This is a genomic window from Polaromonas sp. P1_F4, assembly GCF_056405675.1.
In genome coordinates this window covers 183,767-201,198 of the sequence record NZ_JBFUBP010000006.1, presented here as the reverse complement: position 1 = coordinate 201,198, position 17,432 = coordinate 183,767, and the positions used below count along the sequence as shown (strand labels likewise).

18 protein-coding genes are annotated in these 17,432 nt (G+C 60.6%); 6 read left to right on the top strand and 12 right to left on the bottom strand.

The features are described from left to right. Positions 1–28: 28 nt before the first annotated feature. The 5 genes from AC1DYQ_RS14180 to AC1DYQ_RS14160 all read right to left on the bottom strand — a co-directional run bounded on the left by AC1DYQ_RS14180 (position 29) and on the right by AC1DYQ_RS14160 (position 3,913). On the bottom strand, positions 29–2,320 hold the full coding sequence (locus AC1DYQ_RS14180) for a methyl-accepting chemotaxis protein (protein ID WP_477687310.1): 2,292 nt from the start codon (positions 2,318–2,320) through the stop codon (positions 29–31). Positions 2,321–2,351: 31 nt separating this feature from the next. Beyond that, entirely contained in the window at positions 2,352–2,882 is a 531-nt protein-coding gene (locus AC1DYQ_RS14175) for a chemotaxis protein CheW (protein ID WP_092131850.1), read from the bottom strand. Between the two features lie 21 nt (positions 2,883–2,903). Further along, entirely contained in the window at positions 2,904–3,269 is a 366-nt protein-coding gene (locus tag AC1DYQ_RS14170) for a response regulator transcription factor (protein ID WP_007864987.1), read from the bottom strand. Then, positions 3,269–3,667, bottom strand: a complete 399-nt coding sequence (locus AC1DYQ_RS14165; RefSeq protein ID WP_457281039.1) for a response regulator — start codon at positions 3,665–3,667, stop codon at positions 3,269–3,271. Before AC1DYQ_RS14165 ends, AC1DYQ_RS14170 begins: the two co-directional genes overlap by 1 nt. Before the next feature lie 72 nt (positions 3,668–3,739). Next, positions 3,740–3,913: a rubredoxin gene (locus tag AC1DYQ_RS14160; protein ID WP_092131853.1), complete on the bottom strand. Its 174-nt coding sequence runs from the start codon at positions 3,911–3,913 to the stop codon at positions 3,740–3,742. Between the two features lie 82 nt (positions 3,914–3,995). On the opposite strand from AC1DYQ_RS14160, the gene thiD reads away from it, so the two are divergent. Together thiD and hemL are read left to right on the top strand one after the other, a co-directional pair. Then, on the top strand, positions 3,996–4,961 hold the full coding sequence (thiD, locus tag AC1DYQ_RS14155) for a bifunctional hydroxymethylpyrimidine kinase/phosphomethylpyrimidine kinase (protein WP_477687309.1): 966 nt from the start codon (positions 3,996–3,998) through the stop codon (positions 4,959–4,961). Next, on the top strand, positions 4,942–6,282 hold the full coding sequence (gene hemL / locus AC1DYQ_RS14150) for a glutamate-1-semialdehyde 2,1-aminomutase (RefSeq protein ID WP_477687308.1): 1,341 nt from the start codon (positions 4,942–4,944) through the stop codon (positions 6,280–6,282). The genes thiD and hemL overlap by 20 nt, the downstream gene beginning before the upstream one ends. 239 nt (positions 6,283–6,521) lie before the next feature. Here hemL and purH read toward each other — a convergent pair whose 3' ends face one another. Genes purH through dusB form a run of 3 tightly spaced genes read right to left on the bottom strand, consistent with a single transcriptional unit; the run spans position 6,522 to position 9,485 of the window. After that, positions 6,522–8,105 (bottom strand): bifunctional phosphoribosylaminoimidazolecarboxamide formyltransferase/IMP cyclohydrolase, encoded by a 1,584-nt coding sequence (gene purH, locus AC1DYQ_RS14145; protein ID WP_477687307.1) that lies wholly within the window; start codon positions 8,103–8,105, stop codon positions 6,522–6,524. Between the two features lie 58 nt (positions 8,106–8,163). After that, the gene (locus AC1DYQ_RS14140; RefSeq protein WP_348047983.1) at positions 8,164–8,400 is read right to left on the bottom strand and encodes a Fis family transcriptional regulator; all 237 of its coding nucleotides are present in this window, start codon (positions 8,398–8,400) and stop codon (positions 8,164–8,166) included. Continuing rightward, complete coding sequence (gene dusB / locus AC1DYQ_RS14135) at positions 8,397–9,485, bottom strand: tRNA dihydrouridine synthase DusB (protein WP_477687306.1); 1,089 nt, start codon at positions 9,483–9,485, stop codon at positions 8,397–8,399. The genes AC1DYQ_RS14140 and dusB overlap by 4 nt, the downstream gene beginning before the upstream one ends. A 143-nt stretch (positions 9,486–9,628) precedes the next feature. Here dusB and AC1DYQ_RS14130 point away from each other — a divergent pair, with 143 nt between their 5' ends. Continuing rightward, positions 9,629–10,111 (top strand): YqaA family protein, encoded by a 483-nt coding sequence (locus tag AC1DYQ_RS14130; protein ID WP_477649934.1) that lies wholly within the window; start codon positions 9,629–9,631, stop codon positions 10,109–10,111. A gap of 27 nt (positions 10,112–10,138) precedes the next feature. Here AC1DYQ_RS14130 and AC1DYQ_RS14125 read toward each other — a convergent pair whose 3' ends face one another. The 3 genes from AC1DYQ_RS14125 to ychF form a co-directional block, all read right to left on the bottom strand. Further along, on the bottom strand, positions 10,139–10,876 hold the full coding sequence (locus AC1DYQ_RS14125) for an rRNA pseudouridine synthase (RefSeq protein WP_477687305.1): 738 nt from the start codon (positions 10,874–10,876) through the stop codon (positions 10,139–10,141). A gap of 41 nt (positions 10,877–10,917) precedes the next feature. Continuing rightward, positions 10,918–11,274, bottom strand: a complete 357-nt coding sequence (locus tag AC1DYQ_RS14120; protein WP_477687304.1) for a RidA family protein — start codon at positions 11,272–11,274, stop codon at positions 10,918–10,920. 192 nt (positions 11,275–11,466) lie between these two features. Further along, positions 11,467–12,558, bottom strand: coding sequence for a redox-regulated ATPase YchF (gene ychF, locus AC1DYQ_RS14115; protein WP_477687303.1), 1,092 nt, complete (start codon positions 12,556–12,558; stop codon positions 11,467–11,469). A gap of 64 nt (positions 12,559–12,622) precedes the next feature. On the opposite strand from ychF, the gene AC1DYQ_RS14110 reads away from it, so the two are divergent. Continuing rightward, positions 12,623–14,473, top strand: coding sequence for a sensor domain-containing diguanylate cyclase (locus AC1DYQ_RS14110; RefSeq protein WP_477687302.1), 1,851 nt, complete (start codon positions 12,623–12,625; stop codon positions 14,471–14,473). Here the strand turns inward: AC1DYQ_RS14110 and AC1DYQ_RS14105 are convergent. Further along, positions 14,458–15,357 carry an MOSC domain-containing protein gene (locus AC1DYQ_RS14105; RefSeq protein ID WP_477687301.1) on the bottom strand — a complete coding sequence of 300 codons (900 nt, stop codon included), beginning with the start codon at positions 15,355–15,357 and terminating at the stop codon, positions 14,458–14,460. The genes AC1DYQ_RS14110 and AC1DYQ_RS14105 overlap by 16 nt on opposite strands. Positions 15,358–15,462: 105 nt before the next feature. Here AC1DYQ_RS14105 and AC1DYQ_RS14100 point away from each other — a divergent pair, with 105 nt between their 5' ends. Next, a complete protein-coding gene (locus AC1DYQ_RS14100; RefSeq protein WP_477687300.1) occupies positions 15,463–16,584 on the top strand; it encodes an FAD-dependent monooxygenase in 1,122 nt (373 codons plus the stop codon). 27 nt (positions 16,585–16,611) lie between these two features. Next, positions 16,612–17,328, top strand: coding sequence for a DsbC family protein (locus tag AC1DYQ_RS14095; protein WP_477687299.1), 717 nt, complete (start codon positions 16,612–16,614; stop codon positions 17,326–17,328). Positions 17,329–17,432: the final 104 nt, after the last annotated feature.

The window sequence follows — 17,432 nt, the reverse complement described above, 5'->3', positions numbered from 1 at the left end:
GCTGCGTTCAGCGCACGACAAGCTGGCATCAGGCGATCTTGAATCGGGACACCGACTGGCGCAGCTCTTCAGCCATGCGGGAAAGGTCTCGCACCTGCTGTGCCGTGGAACGGGTACCTTCTCCCGTTTGCTCCGTCACCGCGAAAATGTGCTGAATGTTGCCGGCCACCACGTTCGCCGATGCGGCTTCGCGGGAGGCGGAGTTTGAAATCTGCTCAATCAGGTCAGCAAGCCGGCGGGACACCTGGTCAATCTCGGTCAGCGCGGTACCCGCGTTATCGGAGAGCTTGGCCCCTTCAACCACACCCTGCGTGGAGCGCTCCATAGCGGCCACAGCATCCTGCGTGTCGGTCTGAATGGCTTTCACCAGGGCCGAAATCTGGCGCGTAGCATCTGCTGAACGTTCAGCCAGTCGCTGCACCTCTTCCGCAACCACGGAGAAGCCTCGCCCGGCTTCACCGGCCGACGCGGCTTGAATGGCGGCGTTCAGTGCCAGCACGTTGGTCTGTTCGGTAATGTCTGAAATCAGTTCGGTAATTTCACCAATCTCCTGCGAGGACTCACCCAGTCGCTTGATCCGCTTGGAGGTTTCCTGAATCTGGTCGCGGATGGAGTTCATACCGCCGATGGCGTTCTGCACAGCCTGCAGGCCGGATTCGGCGGCTGTCAGCGATTGGCGCGCCACCTGGGAAGATTCCTGCGCCTGTGTGGACACCTCGTTAATTCGGGATGCCATATCAAGCACCGACTGGCCGGTTTCACGAATCTCGCGCAGCTGCTCGGTGGACGCTGCCAGCAGTTCGGTCGAGGTACTTTCCACCTGGGCCGTCGTTTGCGCAACGCGGGTAGCCGTGTTTTGTACGTTACCCACCAGCTGCCGCAACTCTTCAACCGTGTAGTTCACCGAGTCAGCGATAGCACCGGTAATGTCCTCGGTCACGGTCGCTTCCTGCGTCAAGTCGCCTTCAGCCACTGTCTGCAACTCATTCATCAATCGCAAAATGGCGGCCTGGTTGGCGTCGTTGACGCGCTTGGCGTCCTGCTCTTGCCCTTTGGCTTCCTGTCGCTGGGTTTCAGCAACCGCCTGGCGCTGCTTGCTGTCCTCCACCTGCAGCTTGGCCAGCCCGGCTGCGCACAATAGCGCAAAGGTAGCAGCACCCGCGAGGATGGCCAGCGACAAAACGCTCAGGCCGGTCTGCAGCGACAACTTGCCCTGCAAATCCTCAAGGCCACGGCGAAGGGGCTCGCTGTCCGCAATAATCGAAGATTGCGCTTCACGAGCAGACACCAGACCCTGCAAGTTACCCAAAATGGCACCGGCTTGCACACGGGTTTGCTCATAGAGCGCCATAAGGGCTTCCAGCCGCTCGCGCGTTTGCGGATCTTTGGAGCCGGCCAGGCGCAACTCGGGGCTGCCTTCTTGCAAACCCTGCGCAATTTCCTTGAACGAGTTCAAATCCTTGCCCAGCAGGAACACGGCTTCAGGGCTCACGCCCTCCATGGTCAGGAACTCATTGGCAGACTTACCAATCCGCTGGGTCAACATCACCAGTTGACCGGATGCCGAAATTTCAGCCGGCGCCGCATTCTGCTGGAGTTTGAGTGATGACACAGTTTCTGCAATTTCCAGCAAATCCGAAGACTGGCGGTTAATGGTACGCAGGGCGTTGCCCACCTGGGTCAGAATATTTTGCTGGCCCATCACGGTTTTCGCGTTCTTTTCAGCGCGCTCCATGAAAGGCGTGACCTTTTCCACGTCAGATTGCAGGTCATCGCTCACAGGCGCCAGACGCAGAGTTTCTTCACCAGATTTCAGGCCGCGCACGGTTTTAGCCAGTACGTCAGAACTCTCACGCACGTCAGGGAAGGCCTGGGCACTGCCCACCAGCGCCTGAGACACCGATTTCGCCAGACGCTGCGACTGCATCAATGACTGTCCGGTAGCCGCCACCTGTTGGGCCACTTTGTCCGCCTGGCTCAGCGCCAGGAAAGTCACCGTACCCAGGACAGCCACCGCGACGGCAAGGAAAAACACCAGCACCCGCTGATGCTGACCGATGGTCCTGCGGCCCAACAAAGGCAGACGCAGCAGCTCTTGATTTACCGCAGGTGCGCCGTCCTCGGCGGTCGCCATACGGCTGGGCGCGAAAGCATCGTCATTACCACCCGGCTGCCGAATTGCTGCGGTCTGAAGCGAAGCCTGATCCATGGCTCCGGTCGCAAGAGGATCTGGCGTACCGACGGAAGCCATGTCCATGCTGTCCTCGGGCTGATCGGGCTTGGTTTTAAATAGCTTCTGGATATTTTCAATAACAGACATGGTGAGCCTTCCGGGAGAGAAACAGTGTGCGCTATGCGCCTATCGTCAAAAAATGCGCTTGCTGGGCAAGCAACTGAAGGTTGATTTCCTGCCAGGTTGCACCATTGAGGTCAACGTACTGGTTGCCAAAGAAATCGGGCGCGTCGGGCGCTTTTTCGGAAAAATCACTGAACGCCTCCTGATTGCGCAGCCCGGACAGCTTGTCGATCAGCAATGCGCAGTTAACTTCCAGGGCGCTGTTGAGCGCAACAAGCCTGGAATCCGTGCGTGCAAGTTCGTTTTTGGGAGGGGGTGCTTTGCCGCTGACGTAACTCGCCAGATCCACGACGCCAAACAGGCCACCGCGCAAATTGGCAACACCGGCGAACCAGGCTTGCGTATACGGAACAGGCTGCGTACTGACCCACGGGAAAATTTCACCGGATTGGCTCAGGGGAAACAGGTATTTCTTCCCGCCGGCCTCCACGGCCAGCCAGGACGCGGCAACGCCTTGCGTCCGCGCAATCTGCAACCTGTCGGCCAGCCGGGTTTGTAGCTCTCTAAGTGCTTGTCTGTTCGCCATGCTTTGGTTTTACGCCGTAAATCAGCCAAGGGCCTTGATTTTGGCCATCAGCTCATCAGCATCCACAGGCTTGGTGATGTAGTCGCGGGCGCCCTGCCGCATACCCCAGACACGGTCAGTTTCCTGGTTCTTGCTGGTGCACATCATGATGGGGATATCCGAGTACAACGGGTCGCGCGTGATGGCGCGCGTCAGCTGGAACCCGTTTTGCCCCGGCATCACCACATCCATCAGGATCAGTTCGGGCTTGTCTTCCGCCAGGCGGCGAAATGCGTCTTCTGCATTTTCAGCAGTTTTGACCGTGAAACCATTTTTGACCAGCAGATCGGTCAAGAACATCAATTCGGTTTTGGAGTCGTCAACTACCAGTATTTTCTTGATTGCCATCACACTACTCCTTGTTTAGCGCTGCCGAGATCCTGTACGGTCTGCAGCAGCTGATCTTTTGTAAAAGGCTTGGTCAGGTAGTCTTGCGAACCCACCATACGACCCCGCGCCTTGTCGAAAACGCCGTCTTTTGAGGACAGCATGACGATCGGGACGCCAGCAAACTTTGCGTTGCGCTTGATAATCGCACAGGTTTGATAGCCATCCAGGCGGGGCATCAAAATGTCGCAGAAAATCAGGTTGGGTTCGTAGTCGTTGACCTTGGACAGGGCATCAAACCCGTCTTCGGCCAGCAATACTTCGTGCCCCCCCTGCTTCAGGAATATCTCGGCGCTGCGCCGAATGGTATTGCTGTCATCGATGACCAAAACCTTCAGTCCGGAACTGGGAATACTCACTGCCTATGCTCCTCATGTTGCAGGCCCTCGGCAAATGCCGGCCTGCGATTGTCCAGGCAAGTGCCTAAGCGCTTAAATCTGAACCATTTCAAAGTCTTCCTTGCGGGCTCCGCATTCGGGACAGGTCCAGTTCATGGGCACTTGCGCCCATGGCGTCCCGGCGGCAATCCCATGTTCGGGCGCACCGGCAGCTTCGTCGTAAATCCACCCACAAATTAAACACATCCACGTCATTGATTGAGTCACAGCTTAAGTTGCCTTCGAATAGAATGCAACAATTGTATCGAGGCGGCGTTGCTTATTCGCGTACAAGGCAAAATCGCAGCCTATGGCAAACCCCAAAAATCCTCAACTGGACAGCCGACAACTCCAAATCGAGGATACCGACGCATCGCCGGCTTGCGTCATGACATTCAACGCCAACGACCCCAGCGGAGCGGGCGGACTGACTGCGGATATTGCATCGATCACCTCTGCCGGAGCCCACGCGCTGGCAGTTGTAACAGGCGCTTATGTGCGCGACACAGCCGAAATTTTCGACCATTTTTCATTCGACGAAGAGGCTGTAACCGACCAGGCGCGTTCAGCGCTGGAGGACATGGCGGTATCCGCCATCAAGGTCGGATTTGTCGGCAGCCCCGAGAACATCAGCACCATTGCCGAGATCGCCTCGGACTATGCCGATGTGCCGCTGATCGCCTATATGCCCAACCTGTCGTGGTGGGAAGAAAGCGAAATCGACAGCTATCTGGATGCCTTTCGCGAGCTGATGCTGCCGCAAACCACAGTGTTGGTCGGCAACCACAGCAGCCTGTGGCGCTGGCTGCTGCCGGACTGGGCCGGGGAGCGCAATCCCTCTGCCCGGGACATTGCCAAGGCCGCAGCCGATCTGGGTGTTCCCTACACGCTGGTCACCGGAATCCCCATGCCCGACCAGTTCATCGACAACGTGCTGGCCACGCCGCAAGCCGTGCTTTACAGCGAGAAATTCGAACGTTTCGAGGCGGTCTTTGCCGGTGCAGGCGATACGCTGTCTGCGGCCCTTTGCGCACTGCTGGCCAACGGCCATGACCTGCAGGCGGCCACCTCCGAGGCACTGACTTACCTGGACCACAGCCTGGATGCCGGCTTTCATCCCGGCATGGGCAATATCGTGCCGGACCGCCTGTTCTGGGCACAGGCCGACGTCGATGAATCCGAAGACGAAGCGGCCGATGCCGAGACTGGCGATGACGCCGCCCTGGTTTTGAAGACTGAAATTGACCTGCCCCCCAATGGAACAACCAAACATTAAGCCCCCTGCCAAGCCCTTTGACGCCGAACTCTCCCGCAACAACGCGCTGTTTGAGCGTGCCAAAAAACTGATCCCCGGCGGCGTCAACTCCCCGGTTCGGGCCTTCAAGGCGGTAGGCGGCACACCCCGTTTTATCCAGCGCGCACAGGGCGCCTACTTCTGGGATGCGGACGGCCAGCGTTATATCGACTACATCGGTTCCTGGGGTCCCATGATCCTGGGCCACGGCCATCCGGCGGTGGTAGAAGCCGTGCAAAAAGCCGTGCTGGAAGGCTTTTCCTACGGCGCACCGACCGAGCGTGAAGTGGAGCTCGCCGAAGAAATCGTGCGCCTTGTGCCTTCGCTCGAAATGGTACGACTGGTAAGTTCCGGCACCGAAGCCGCCATGAGCGCGATCCGCCTGGCGCGCGGCGCCACGGGCCGCAGCAAGATCATCAAGTTCGAAGGCTGCTACCACGGCCATGCCGATGCGTTGCTGGTCAAGGCCGGTTCGGGCCTGGCCACTTTCGGCAACCCGACCAGCGCCGGCGTGCCGCCCGAAGTGGTGCAGCACACCCTGGTGCTCGAATACAACCACCTCACCCAGCTCGAAGAAGCCTTCGCGCTGCACGGCAAGGACATTGCCTGCCTGATGATCGAGCCGATCGCCGGCAACATGAATTTTGTGCGTGCCAGCGTGCCCTTCATGAAACGCTGCCGCGAACTGTGTACGCAGCACGGTGCCCTGCTCGTGTTCGACGAGGTCATGACCGGCTTTCGTGTGGCGCTGGGTGGCGCCCAGAGCGTTTACGCCCGCAGCATTCCCGGCTTCAAGCCCGACATGACGGTCATGGGCAAGGTGATAGGCGGCGGCATGCCGCTGGCCGCCTTTGGCGGCACGCGCGCCGTGATGGAGCAACTGGCACCGCTGGGCCCGGTCTACCAGGCAGGCACGTTGTCAGGCAACCCCGTGGCCACCGCCTGCGGCCTGGCAACCTTGCGCGAGATCGCCAAACCCGGCTTTTACGAAGCGCTGGGGGCCCGAACCCGCAGCCTGGTCGCTGGCCTCACACAGGCTGCCGGCAAGGCCGGTGTGCCGTTTTGCGGTGACAGCGAAGGCGGCATGTTCGGCTTTTTCCTGCTCGGCCAACTGCCGCAGAACTACGCCACGGTCATGACGACCGACAGCCCTGCGTTCAATCGCTTCTTTCATGCGATGCTGGACAGTGGGGTGTATTACGCGCCGGCGCTGTATGAAGCGGGCTTTGTGAGTTCAGCGCATACGGACGCGGACATCGAAGCGACGGTGGCGGCGGCGGCGAAGTTCTTTGCCGCCGGCTAGGCAGCGTCCCTGACCATACATTGCAGTATTCGGGCTTTAGCCCAATCAGGGCGTGCGCGAGCAGCTATTAAATCAATAGCGGCCGCACGTTGATGCAGGGGTTCAAGGCGCGGAAGTGTTCTTGCGCCGCCCCTGACCTATTACCCCGAGAGGGAAAAGAGACGTACTACGCTATCAATTTGATAGCTGCTCGCGCCCGTCCCTATTGGGCTATCGATCAAAAACCCTTAAAACGTGACTTAATGCCGGAAATGCCGGACCCCGGTCAGCACCATCACCACTTCGCGCTCGTCGGCTGCCGCGATGACCTCGTCATCCCGCATGCTGCCACCGGGCTGGATCACGCAGGCCGCGCCGGCGTCCACCACCACGTCGAGACCGTCGCGGAAAGGGAAAAAAGCGTCGCTCGCCACTGCTGAGCCCTGCAGCGTGAGGTTGGCATTGGCCGCCTTGATCGACGCGATACGCGCTGAATCGATGCGGCTCATCTGGCCGGCGCCCACGCCCATCGTCATGCCGTCCTTGCAGAAGACGATCGCGTTGGACTTGACGTACTTGGCGACCTTCCACGCAAACAGCAGGTCGTGTAGTTGCTCCTGCGTCGGCTGCGCTTTGCTGACGACTTTCAGGTCGCCGATGGCGAGTTCGTGGTTGTCGGCCGTCTGCATCAACAAACCCGAGCCGACAATTTTCACGTCCACCAGGTTGCGGCCCTGCTTCCACGCGGTGTCGCCACCGGGCGGCAGGTCGATCTGCAGAATGCGCACATTGACTTTGGTCTTGAAGACTTCCAGCGCTTCAGGGCTGAAGGCCGGCGCGATGAGCACCTCGACGAACTGTTTGGAGATCTCGCGCGCGGCGCGCTCGTCGAGCGGACAGTTCAGCGCGATGATGCCGCCAAAAGCCGAGGTCGGATCGGTCTTGAATGCCTTGCTGTAAGCCTCGAGAGCGTCCTTGCCGACCGCCACGCCGCAAGGGTTGGCGTGTTTGACGATCACGCAGGCAGCGCCGTCCTTGATCAGGTCGAAACTCTTGACGCATTCCCAGGCGGCGTCAGCGTCGGCGATGTTGTTGTAGCTGAGTTCCTTGCCCTGCAGCTGTTTGGACATGACCAGCGAGCCGGGTGCCGGGTACAGGTTGCGGTACAGAGCAGCCTGCTGGTGCGAGTTTTCGCCGTAACGCAGGTCCTGCACTTTCACGAAACGCCCGTTGGCCTGGCCGGGAAACATGCCGTGGCTGCCGTCGGCCTGGATGCCGGAGAGATAGTCGCTGATCGCGCCGTCGTACTGGCTGATGCGGTTGAATGCCGCTATCGACAAGGCGAACTTGGTCTTGTCGGTCAGTTTGCCGCCGGTTTTCAATTCGGCCAGCACACCTTCATACTGCGAGGCATCAGTCAGCACGCCCACGTCTTTCCAGTTCTTGGCCGCCGACCGCACCATGGCGGGGCCGCCGATGTCGATGTTTTCAATCGCGTCTTCCAGCGTGCAGCCGGGCTTGGCGACGGTGGACTCAAACGGGTAAAGATTGACCACCAGCAAGTCGATGGTGTCAATGCCGTGGGTTTTCAGCGCGGCCATGTGCTCCGGCACATCGCGCCGGGCCAGCAGGCCGCCGTGAATCTTCGGGTGCAGCGTCTTGACACGGCCGTCGAGCATTTCCGGAAAACCAGTGTGGTCGGCGACTTCGGTTACCGGCAGACCGGCGTCAGCCAGCAGCTTGGCCGTGCCGCCAGTGGACAGCAGCTTGATGCCCAGGGCATGCAGCGCCTGCGCGAATTCGAGGATGCCGGTTTTGTCCGAAACGGATATCAGTGCGTTCATTTTTGTCTTCTCTAAAGGAGGATGGCCGGCGAAAGGGCCGGACCATGGGAGCGTGTTTTTATTTGATGAGCTTGTGCTCAACCAGCTTCTTGCGCAGGGTGTTGCGGTTCAGGCCCAGCCATTCGGCGGCGCGCGACTGGTTTTGCTCGGCATGCTGCATGACAACTTCCAGCAGCGGTTTTTCCACCACCTTGACCATCATCTCGTACATGCCGTCGGGCTCGGTGCCACGCAGGTCCTTGAAATAGCCTTCCAGGCTGGTGCGTACGCACTCTTCGATATGTTTTTTGCTCATGCAGCAGCTTCTTCCTGATTTTCCTGATTTTTATCTTTGTTCGCCCGTGCCTGCATCGGCACGCCCTCGTCATCAACCTCAATGGCAGCGGCCGGAATCCGGTCCATCTGAGCCCCCAGCCTTTCAAAAAAAACACTCACCGCCTTCAGTTGCGCTTCGCAGTCTTCCAGGAGGTTCATCTGCGCGCGAAACGTCTCACCACCGGGCAAGGTCTTCACATACCAGCCGATATGTTTGCGCGCCGTGCGCACACCGGTGTATTCACCGTACAAGTCGTAATGGTCATGCAAATGATCAAGCAACAGGCGTTCGACTTCCGCCACCAGCGGCGGCGCAAGATGCGTGCCGCTTGAAAGGAAATGTGAAATCTCGCGAAAAATCCACGGACGCCCCTGCGCTGCACGGCCGATCATCACGGCGTCAGCGCCGGTGTAAGCCAGCACATCGCGGGCCTTTTCAGGGCTGGTGATGTCGCCGTTGGCCACCACCGGAATGCGCAGAGCGGCTTTCACGGCAGCAATCGTGTCGTACTCGGCATGGCCCTTGTAGCCCTGCTCGCGCGTGCGGCCGTGCACCGTGATCATCTGCACGCCGGCGCTTTCGGCGGCATAGGCAATCGCCAGGGCGTTCTTTTCGGCCTGGCACCAACCGGTGCGCATCTTGAGCGTGACCGGCACATTGCGCGGTGCGCAGGCGGCCACCACGGCATCCACGATCTGCAGCGCCAGGGGTTCGTCCTGCATCAGCGCCGAGCCCGCCCACTTGTTGCAGACCTTCTTGGCCGGGCAGCCCATGTTGATGTCGATGATCTGCGCGCCGCGGTCGATGTTGTAGGCGGCGGCTTCGGCCATCATCTGCGCGTCGGTGCCGGCGATCTGCACAGCGATCGGCGCGGCCTCACCCTCGTGGTTGGCGCGACGTGAGGTCTTCAGTGTGTTCCACAGGTCGCGGCGAGACGTCACCATCTCGCTGACGGCATACCCGGCGCCGAGCTTCTTGCTGAGCTGGCGGAACGGCCTGTCCGTGACACCGGCCATGGGCGCGACAAACAGGTTGTTTGCCAAAGCGTAGGGGCCGATGTTCATGGGAAGTGAGCGCTGCGAGGTTGCTGAAAAAGGAGGCACGATTGTACCTGCCCAAAATTTCAGCAATTGAAATTTGCACACGGAGTTGTAAGCGTCTTCCTGACACGGTGGCTGGCCCGCCTTGCCTATACTCAAATAGATATATGGAAGCCTGGATTCACCGCCTGATAGAACTTTTGGCCCTGCCCGAATACGGTTTGAGCACGGTATTTGTGGTTTCCTTCATCTCGGCCACGCTGTTGCCGCTGGGCTCGGAGCCGGTGGTCTTCGGCCTTGTCAAGCTCAACCCCGCCATGTTCTGGCCCGCAGTGCTGGTAGCAACTGCAGGCAATACGCTGGGCGGCGCGCTCGACTGGTGGATGGGTTACGGCGCCCACAAGGTGGTGGACAAATACCAGCATTCATCGCACCACGGCCGTGCGGTCCGATGGCTGGAGACACTCGGCCCGAAAGCCTGCCTGCTGGCCTGGTTGCCGGTGGTCGGAGACCCGCTGTGCGCGGTCGCGGGTTGGCTCAAGTTTCCGTTCTGGCCCTGCCTGGCTTACATGGCGGTCGGCAAATTTTTGCGCTACTTTTTGATGACCGGCAGCCTGATCTGGGCCTTTCCGGGCGTGGTGACCGGATAGGCATCAGAAGAAGAATCAGAAGAAGGATCAGAAGCGTTCGTGTGGCAGCAGGTAGCGCCACTGACCGGGTTGCAGCTGGCTCATCGCCACACGGCCGATACGCAGCCGTTTCATGTCTTGCACCTGAATGCCGACGCTCTCGCACATGTAGGCAATCTGCCCCGGGACTTCACCCTTGAGGGCAAAGCGCAAGCGCTTTTCACTTTGCCAGCTCACTTTGGCCGGCGGCAACAAAACACCCCTGAAGGTAAACCCGTGGTCCACCCGGTTCAGCCGGTCCAGCCCGCCGGGTTTGATGTCACCGCTGACATCGACGATCACTTCATGCTCCATCACGCGCGCATCTTCGCGCAGCTTGCGCACCACGCGCCAGTCCTGCGTCAGCACGACCAATCCGCTGGCAGGTGTTGCCAGCGGCGTCACCAGTTCCACCGTGGAGAAATGCTTCTTGAGCGGCCGGATGCCGGAGCGGTCGTCGGGCGATTGTGTAGCGGCCGACAGCAACCGGGCCACCTGCGCCGCGCCGCCATCGGAACTCGCGTCCTGGCCGGCCGGCTTGTGCAGCAGCAAAGTCACCGGCGTCATCGCCAGCAGGCTCGCATCCTTGTCCAGCACGATGGCCTGGTCCGACACCCGGAACTGGGGCTCCTCGACAGTCACCCCGTCAACAGTGACCCAGCCGCCTTCGATGTACTGCTCGGCCTCACGGCGTGAACAGGACAGCATTTCTGCCAGACGCTTGGCAAGGCGAACGGGTTCTGTCATCGCGGCGTGGCCTTCATGGCGGGTCAAGCGTGGATGAGAGATCAGCCTTGGGCCGCCACCACACCGATTTCCACGTGGTACTGCGGCGCAGCCAGGCGCGGGCTCATGACCGTGGCACGCGCGGGTGTGGCGCCGGGCACCACCCAGGTTTCCCAGGCACGGTTCATTTCACCGAAGCTGTCCATATCGGTCAGCCAGATGGTGGCGCTCAGCAGGCGCGATTTGTCGCTACCGGCTGCTGCCAACAGGCGGTCGATATTGGCCAGGATGCTGAGGGTCTGTTCGTACACACCGGAGCCGGCGTCGTTGCCGGCCACCTGGCCTGCCAGGTAAACGGTTTTGTTATGGATAACGGCCTGGGACATGCGTGGGCCGGTTTCGATGCGCTGGATGGACATGGTGTTCTCTTTCTTTCTCAAAGCGAGGGTTTCAGGGGGATGGCCTGCTCTGGCAAGCAGGCAACGGGGCCGCCACCCGATGGTGCGGGCCGTCGTGAGGTATTGTGGCGCGACTTCTTCCATGATGCCGCCGCCGTGATGTTCAAGCCGCGCAGCAAATCCGGCCCCTCAGGCGAGCCGGGGCCCTGCAACTCAGCTGCTGAACAGGAAATTCATCACGTCGCCATCCTTGACGACGTATTCCTTGCCTTCGCTGCGCATCTTGCCGGCATCCTTGGCGCCCTGCTCGCCTTTGTAGGCAATGAAGTCGGCAAACGCAATCGTCTGGGCGCGGATGTAGCCCTTTTCAAAGTCGGTGTGAATGACGCCCGCGGCTTGCGGGCCGGTGTCACCCACGTGGATGGTCCAGGCGCGCACTTCTTTCACGCCCGCGGTGAAATAGGTCTGCAGGCCCAGCAGCTTGTACGCCGCCAGGATGAGGCGGTTGAGCCCCGGCTCATCCTGGCCGATCTCCGCGAGGAACATCTTTTTGTCTTCCTCGTCCATGTCGGCCATCTCGGCTTCCATCTTGGCGCAGATCGCCACGACCGGCGCCTTTTGCTCTGCCGCGTAAGCCTTGAGGCGGTCCAGGAAGGGGTTGTTCTCAAAACCGTCCTCGGCCACGTTAGCCACAAACATGGCCGGCTTGGCGGTGATCAGGAAAAACTGGCCTAGCATCGGCAGTTCTTCCTTGCTGAAGTCCACAGTGCGCACCGGTTTGCCTTCATTGAGCGCGGCCTGGCATTTCTCCAGGATGGCAACCAGCTTGACAGACTCCTTGTCGCCCGAGCGGGCCGTCTTGGTTACGCGATGCAGGGCTTTTTCAACGGCGGCCAGGTCGGCCAGACAAAGCTCCGTCTGGATGACTTCGATGTCGGAAATCGGGTCCACCTTGCCGGCAACGTGGATCACGTTGTCATCTTCAAAGCAACGCACCACATTGACGGTGGCGTCGGTTTCGCGGATATGGGCCAGGAACTTGTTGCCCAGTCCCTCGCCCGTACTGGCGCCCGCCACCAGGCCTGCAATGTCCACAAACTCGACGATCGCCGGAACAATGCGTTCAGGCTTGACGATTTCAGCCAATTGCGCCAACCTCGGGTCGGGCACTTCCACGATGCCAACATTGGGCTCAATGGTGCAAAAGGGGTAGTTTTCAGCCGCGATCCCCGCTTTGGTCAACGCATTGAAAAGGGTGGATTTACCGACGTTAGGCAAGCCTACAATGCCGCACTTCAAACTCATGAGAAACCTTCAAAAACAGGCTGAGAAGTGTATTCGATGCGCGCCCGGCCGGGGTTGGAGCGCTTTGTGGCAGGCATTCGCCACCTTTGTGCTGGCCGGTTTTCTGGGCGTTCTGGCGCATCCTGCGCAGGCCCAGCCCATCGTGGCTTTAAACGACGCCAAGCCGACCCTGGACGTGGCAGCGGCGAGTTTGACATGGGTTGACAGCGACGGCCAGGCCGGCATCGACCAATTGGCCGGCGGCCATCCAGGGGCTTTGTTCGTCCCCTCGGTTGCCGATACGGTGCATTCGCTGGGCCCGCACGCAGCGCTCTGGCTGCATTACCGTTTTGCCAGGTCATCCGGCTCGCGCCAGGACTGGTTGCTTGAGTTTCCCCTGCCCCTGCTGGACCTGGCGACGGTGTACCAGCGTGCGCCGTCGGGAGGGTGGATTGCCGAAACTGCCGGGGACACCGTGCCGGTCTCCAGCTGGCCAGAACCTGGCCGTTATGGGCATTTCCGCCTGAACCTGCCGGACAGCGGCGTGCATGACGTGTATGTGCGTATACAGCACCAGACGGAAGTCAGCATTCCGGTTAGAGTCAGCACGCGAGGCAACCTGACGCAGCGGCTTCAGCTGGAATACCTCGCGATTGGCGTGGTATTCGGCGCACTGGTGCTGTTGATCATTGCCTGCGTTGTCCAGAGCTGGGTTTACAGCGACCGGGCCTATGGGTGGTATTCCGTGTACGCCGTCATCATGGCCCTCGTCGTAGCGGCGTGGACGGGAGTGGCAGGCCATTTCCTCTGGGGCAACTTCAGCACCTGGAACAACATGGCGCAGGGCTTCCTCGCCATCCTGGGCGGCGGCTCGGCGCTGCTGGTCGTGCATCACCTGTGCGGCACCGGTTCACGCCACAAGTGGTTTGAGCGGCTGGCCTACTGGACAGGCATGGCCGGAGCGCCGCTGGCGCTGGCCTATCTCGTGCTGGAGCGCGGCCTGGGCATAGGCCTCCTCGGGACTTACCTGGTTGCCGTTGTCGCACTGGGAACAAGCCGGGCCTACATGACGTGGCGACGCCACGATGTCGTGGGTTTCTGGGTACTGGCGGCTTTTTCCCCGCTGGGGCTGGTAACGCTCCTCACCGTCATCAGCATCCTGGGCCTGTTTTCCCTGTCGTGGCTGTCTCATTACGGCCTGATGGCAGCACTGACCATTGAAGTGCCCCTGCTGCTGGTGGCACTGAACACGCGTTCACATGAGCGCCACGCGGTGGAAGCGCGCGAGCAGGCCATGTCCAGCCAGGACGCGCTCACCGGCCTGCTTGCCGCACACCTTTTTCACGACCGCTTCAAGCAGGTGGTGGGCCGGGCACAGCGCCACAAGGAGCCGGCGGCCGTGGTGTATATCGAACTGGTCAACTACCGGTATATCAAGAAAACCTGGGGCACCGCGGTGGCCGAGCAAAGCCTGCTGCGAAGCGTGATCAAGTTGCGCCGGATCCTGCGCGATGTCAACACCGTGGGGCGCATCGACGAGGCGCGCTTCGGCCTCATCCTTGAAGGCGTCGCATCGCGCCCACCGGTCACCGACCTGGCGGCACGCTTGATCGCGGCCGGCCTCATGCCGCTCAAGGGCCTGAAACCGGAGGTCGTTCTGCAATTTCATGTCGCGGGCGTGCTGCTGAGCGAGCGCCTTGGCAGCCATGAGGAAATTTCCACGGCCCTGGCCGACCTGTTGCACAGCATGGCGGCTCGCACCCGCCGGCCCATTCGCTTTCTCGAGCCGGAGTTGACACACCCCATGCCGCTGGACGCCGAATCAACGCTGGACAGCCTCTCAAGCGGTCCGCAGGCGCCAGAGGCGCTCCCTGCGTCCACGGCCACCCACGCCCCGCCGCCCCTGCGGGCGGTCAAGAGTCATTCAAACAGATAACTCGCACCCACCGGCTGACCCACCTTGAGCTGGTGGTCAATGCCCGCCAGCACAATGGCATTCATGCCGAACGTCAGCGCGCCGTTCACCCGCGCATCCTGGCGATAGGTTTGCAGCATGTCGCCCACTTCCGGGCTGCTGACAGCCGTCGCGGGATCGACATTCGGAATCGGGCAACGCGGACAGGGCTTGACCGGCTTGAGCTGGACCACGCCTTGCGCCGTGGCAACCTGCAGGACTTCAATGCGGTCCTCATCGTGCGGCGCCAGGGCGTCAGCACCGGCGGCATCGCCCAGCACGATGTTGGGCCGAAAGCGCTCCATGCCCACCGCAGGGGTGCCGGCAGCCACCAGCTTTTCGTTGAAATGCGCCAATGAGGCTTCGCTGAGTACCAGCAACGGGTAACCGTCGCTGAACTGGTTGAGCGCTTCCACATCGCCGGTCCATTGCGGACTGCAAACCCGCTTGTGTTCGGGGTCAAACCGCACCAGGCGCGCAGTCTGGCCCAGGAAGTCGGTGAACCATTGGGCCGCGATGGCGCCCATGTCATATGCCTGGACTTCGTCCTTCCAGACCCGCACGCGGACCGGTTCTTCCACCTGGTCCAGCGCAATGTGAAGGGCCAGCATGCCGGGCGCGCGCAGCACCATGTCGTGGTACCTCAGCTGGGGCCTGATCAATGCCATGCGCGGCAACTCACGTTGGGTGAGGAACTCGCCCTTGCTGTCCACCACCATCCAGGCACGGTCAAATTCCAGCCCGGTTTCAGTCAGGAGGGCATCCTGCACCTGCACGCCGGCACAGGATTTCACCGGATACACATAAAGGCGTGAAATCACGGCCCTGAGGTCAGAAGGTGCATCGGCCGGTAATGTTTCGTTCAATGGATCGCTCACTTTTCAAGCCTTTAGGTTCAGATGCACGGCCAGAAACCGCGCAGTAATTGTTTGCCCAAAACGTCAATTTTGCCCTGCCTCCTAAAATGGGCCATGTCCAAGACCTTTGATGTGTGTATTCGCGGCGATGGCGTGGTAGGCCGCACGCTGGCCCTGCTGCTGGCGCGCGAGCGCCTGCGCGTGGCTTTGGTCACCAGGCCTGAAAGGCCGCCGGGGATGCACACCATGCCCGACGTGCGTGCCTACGCCCTCAACAGCGCGTCTCGCAGCGTGCTGGAAACCCTGCGCGCCTGGCCCGACGCGGCCTTCGCCACGCCTGTGGTCGAAATGCAGGTTTGGGGAGACAACGGCGGCAAGCTGGATTTCACGGCGCGCAGTGTCGGCCAGGAAGCGCTGGCCTGGATTGTGGATGTCCCGGCGCTGGAGCATCAATTGAGCCAGGCGGTTCGCTACCAGCCGCAAATCGAGACGATGGACGCGCCTGCCAAGGCCGCGCTCAACGTAATCTGCGAAGGCCAGAAAAGCGCCAGCCGTGAAGAGTTCGCCCAGATCCGGCCGGTCAACTGGACCATCAAGCCCTATCCGCAAAAGGCCGTCGCGGCACGGCTTGAGCTGGACAAGCCCCATGGCGGCATTGCCCGCCAGTGGTTTACCCACGGCGACATACTGGCTCTTTTGCCTTTATCTGGTGCCAACGGGAACTTGGCGGCGCTGGTGTGGTCTGTCCCTGTACAGCGGGCCGCCATGCTCGAAAAAATGCCCGCGGAAGAGTTTTGTAACACCCTCAAGGCCGTGTGCGGCGAAGAGACCGGCAACCTGCGCCTGACAAGCGAGCGGGCAAGCTGGCAGCTTGCCCTGTCCAGCGCCGGGCACTGGGTCGGCCCCGGCTGGGCTTTGGCAGGCGATGCAGCGCATACGGTGCACCCGCTGGCCGGTCAAGGCTTGAACCTGGGTCTGGCCGATGCGGCTTGCCTGGCCGGGGTGATTTCACAACGTGAGTATTGGCGCGGATTGGGTGATGAAAAACTGTTGCGGCGCTACGAAAGGGCCCGCAAGGCCGACGTAGCGGCAATGGGCGCGGTCACCGACGGTTTGCACGGCATTTTTGCGCAAACCGATGGGCGCTGGCAGGCCCTGCGCAATTGGGGCATGAGGGGGTTTGAGCGCAGCGGTTTGCTCAAGGCCTGGCTGACGCGGCAAGCCGCAGGTTTATGAATGACTGAGAAACAGACTGGTACTGAAATGAAAATCGCGAAATTGATCGGCGTGCTCAGCCTGGCGGCGTTGGGCCTGGTTCCTGTTTTTGCGCAGGAAGCCGTCATCCGAAAAAACCTGTCCGAGAAATTTCCGGCTTTTGCAAAAATCGATGAGATCAGCAAGACACCGATGAACGGCCTCTATGAGGTACGCGTCGGTTTCAACATTTTCTACACCGACGAGCAGGGCAACTACCTGCTGGAAGGCCACCTGCTGGATGTGAAAACCCGCAAAAACCTGACCGAGGAGCGCATCGACAAGCTCAGCGCGGTTGCTTTCGAAAAACTTCCTTTGGCTGACGCTTTCAAGATTGTCCGCGGCGATGGCAAACGCAAGCTGGCAGTGTTCGAAGATCCCAATTGCGGCTACTGCAAGCATTTTGAACGCGACCTGACCAATGTGGACAACGTCACGGTCTACCTCTTTCTGTACCCCGTGCTTGGGGCGGATTCCATCCTCAAGTCGCGCAATATCTGGTGCGCCAGGGACAAAGCAAAATCCTGGAACGACTGGATGCTTCGCAATACCACGCCTGCAACGGCCGAATGCGACATCGCAGCCATCAAGCGAAACAGGGACTTTGGCCAGAAGTACAACATCACCGGCACACCCACCCTGATTTTTGCCGACGGATCCCGCGCACCCGGCGCGGTCAGTGCGCAGGAAGTCGAGAAAATGCTGTCAAGCGCAAAAGCCCCCTGACGGCTCAAGCGTATTTATTTAAAAAATACGCCACCAAGCCATACAGGGCGAGCGCAAGCAGCTATACATTTAATAGCAATAGCCGCTTTCCCGGTTCAGCGCCC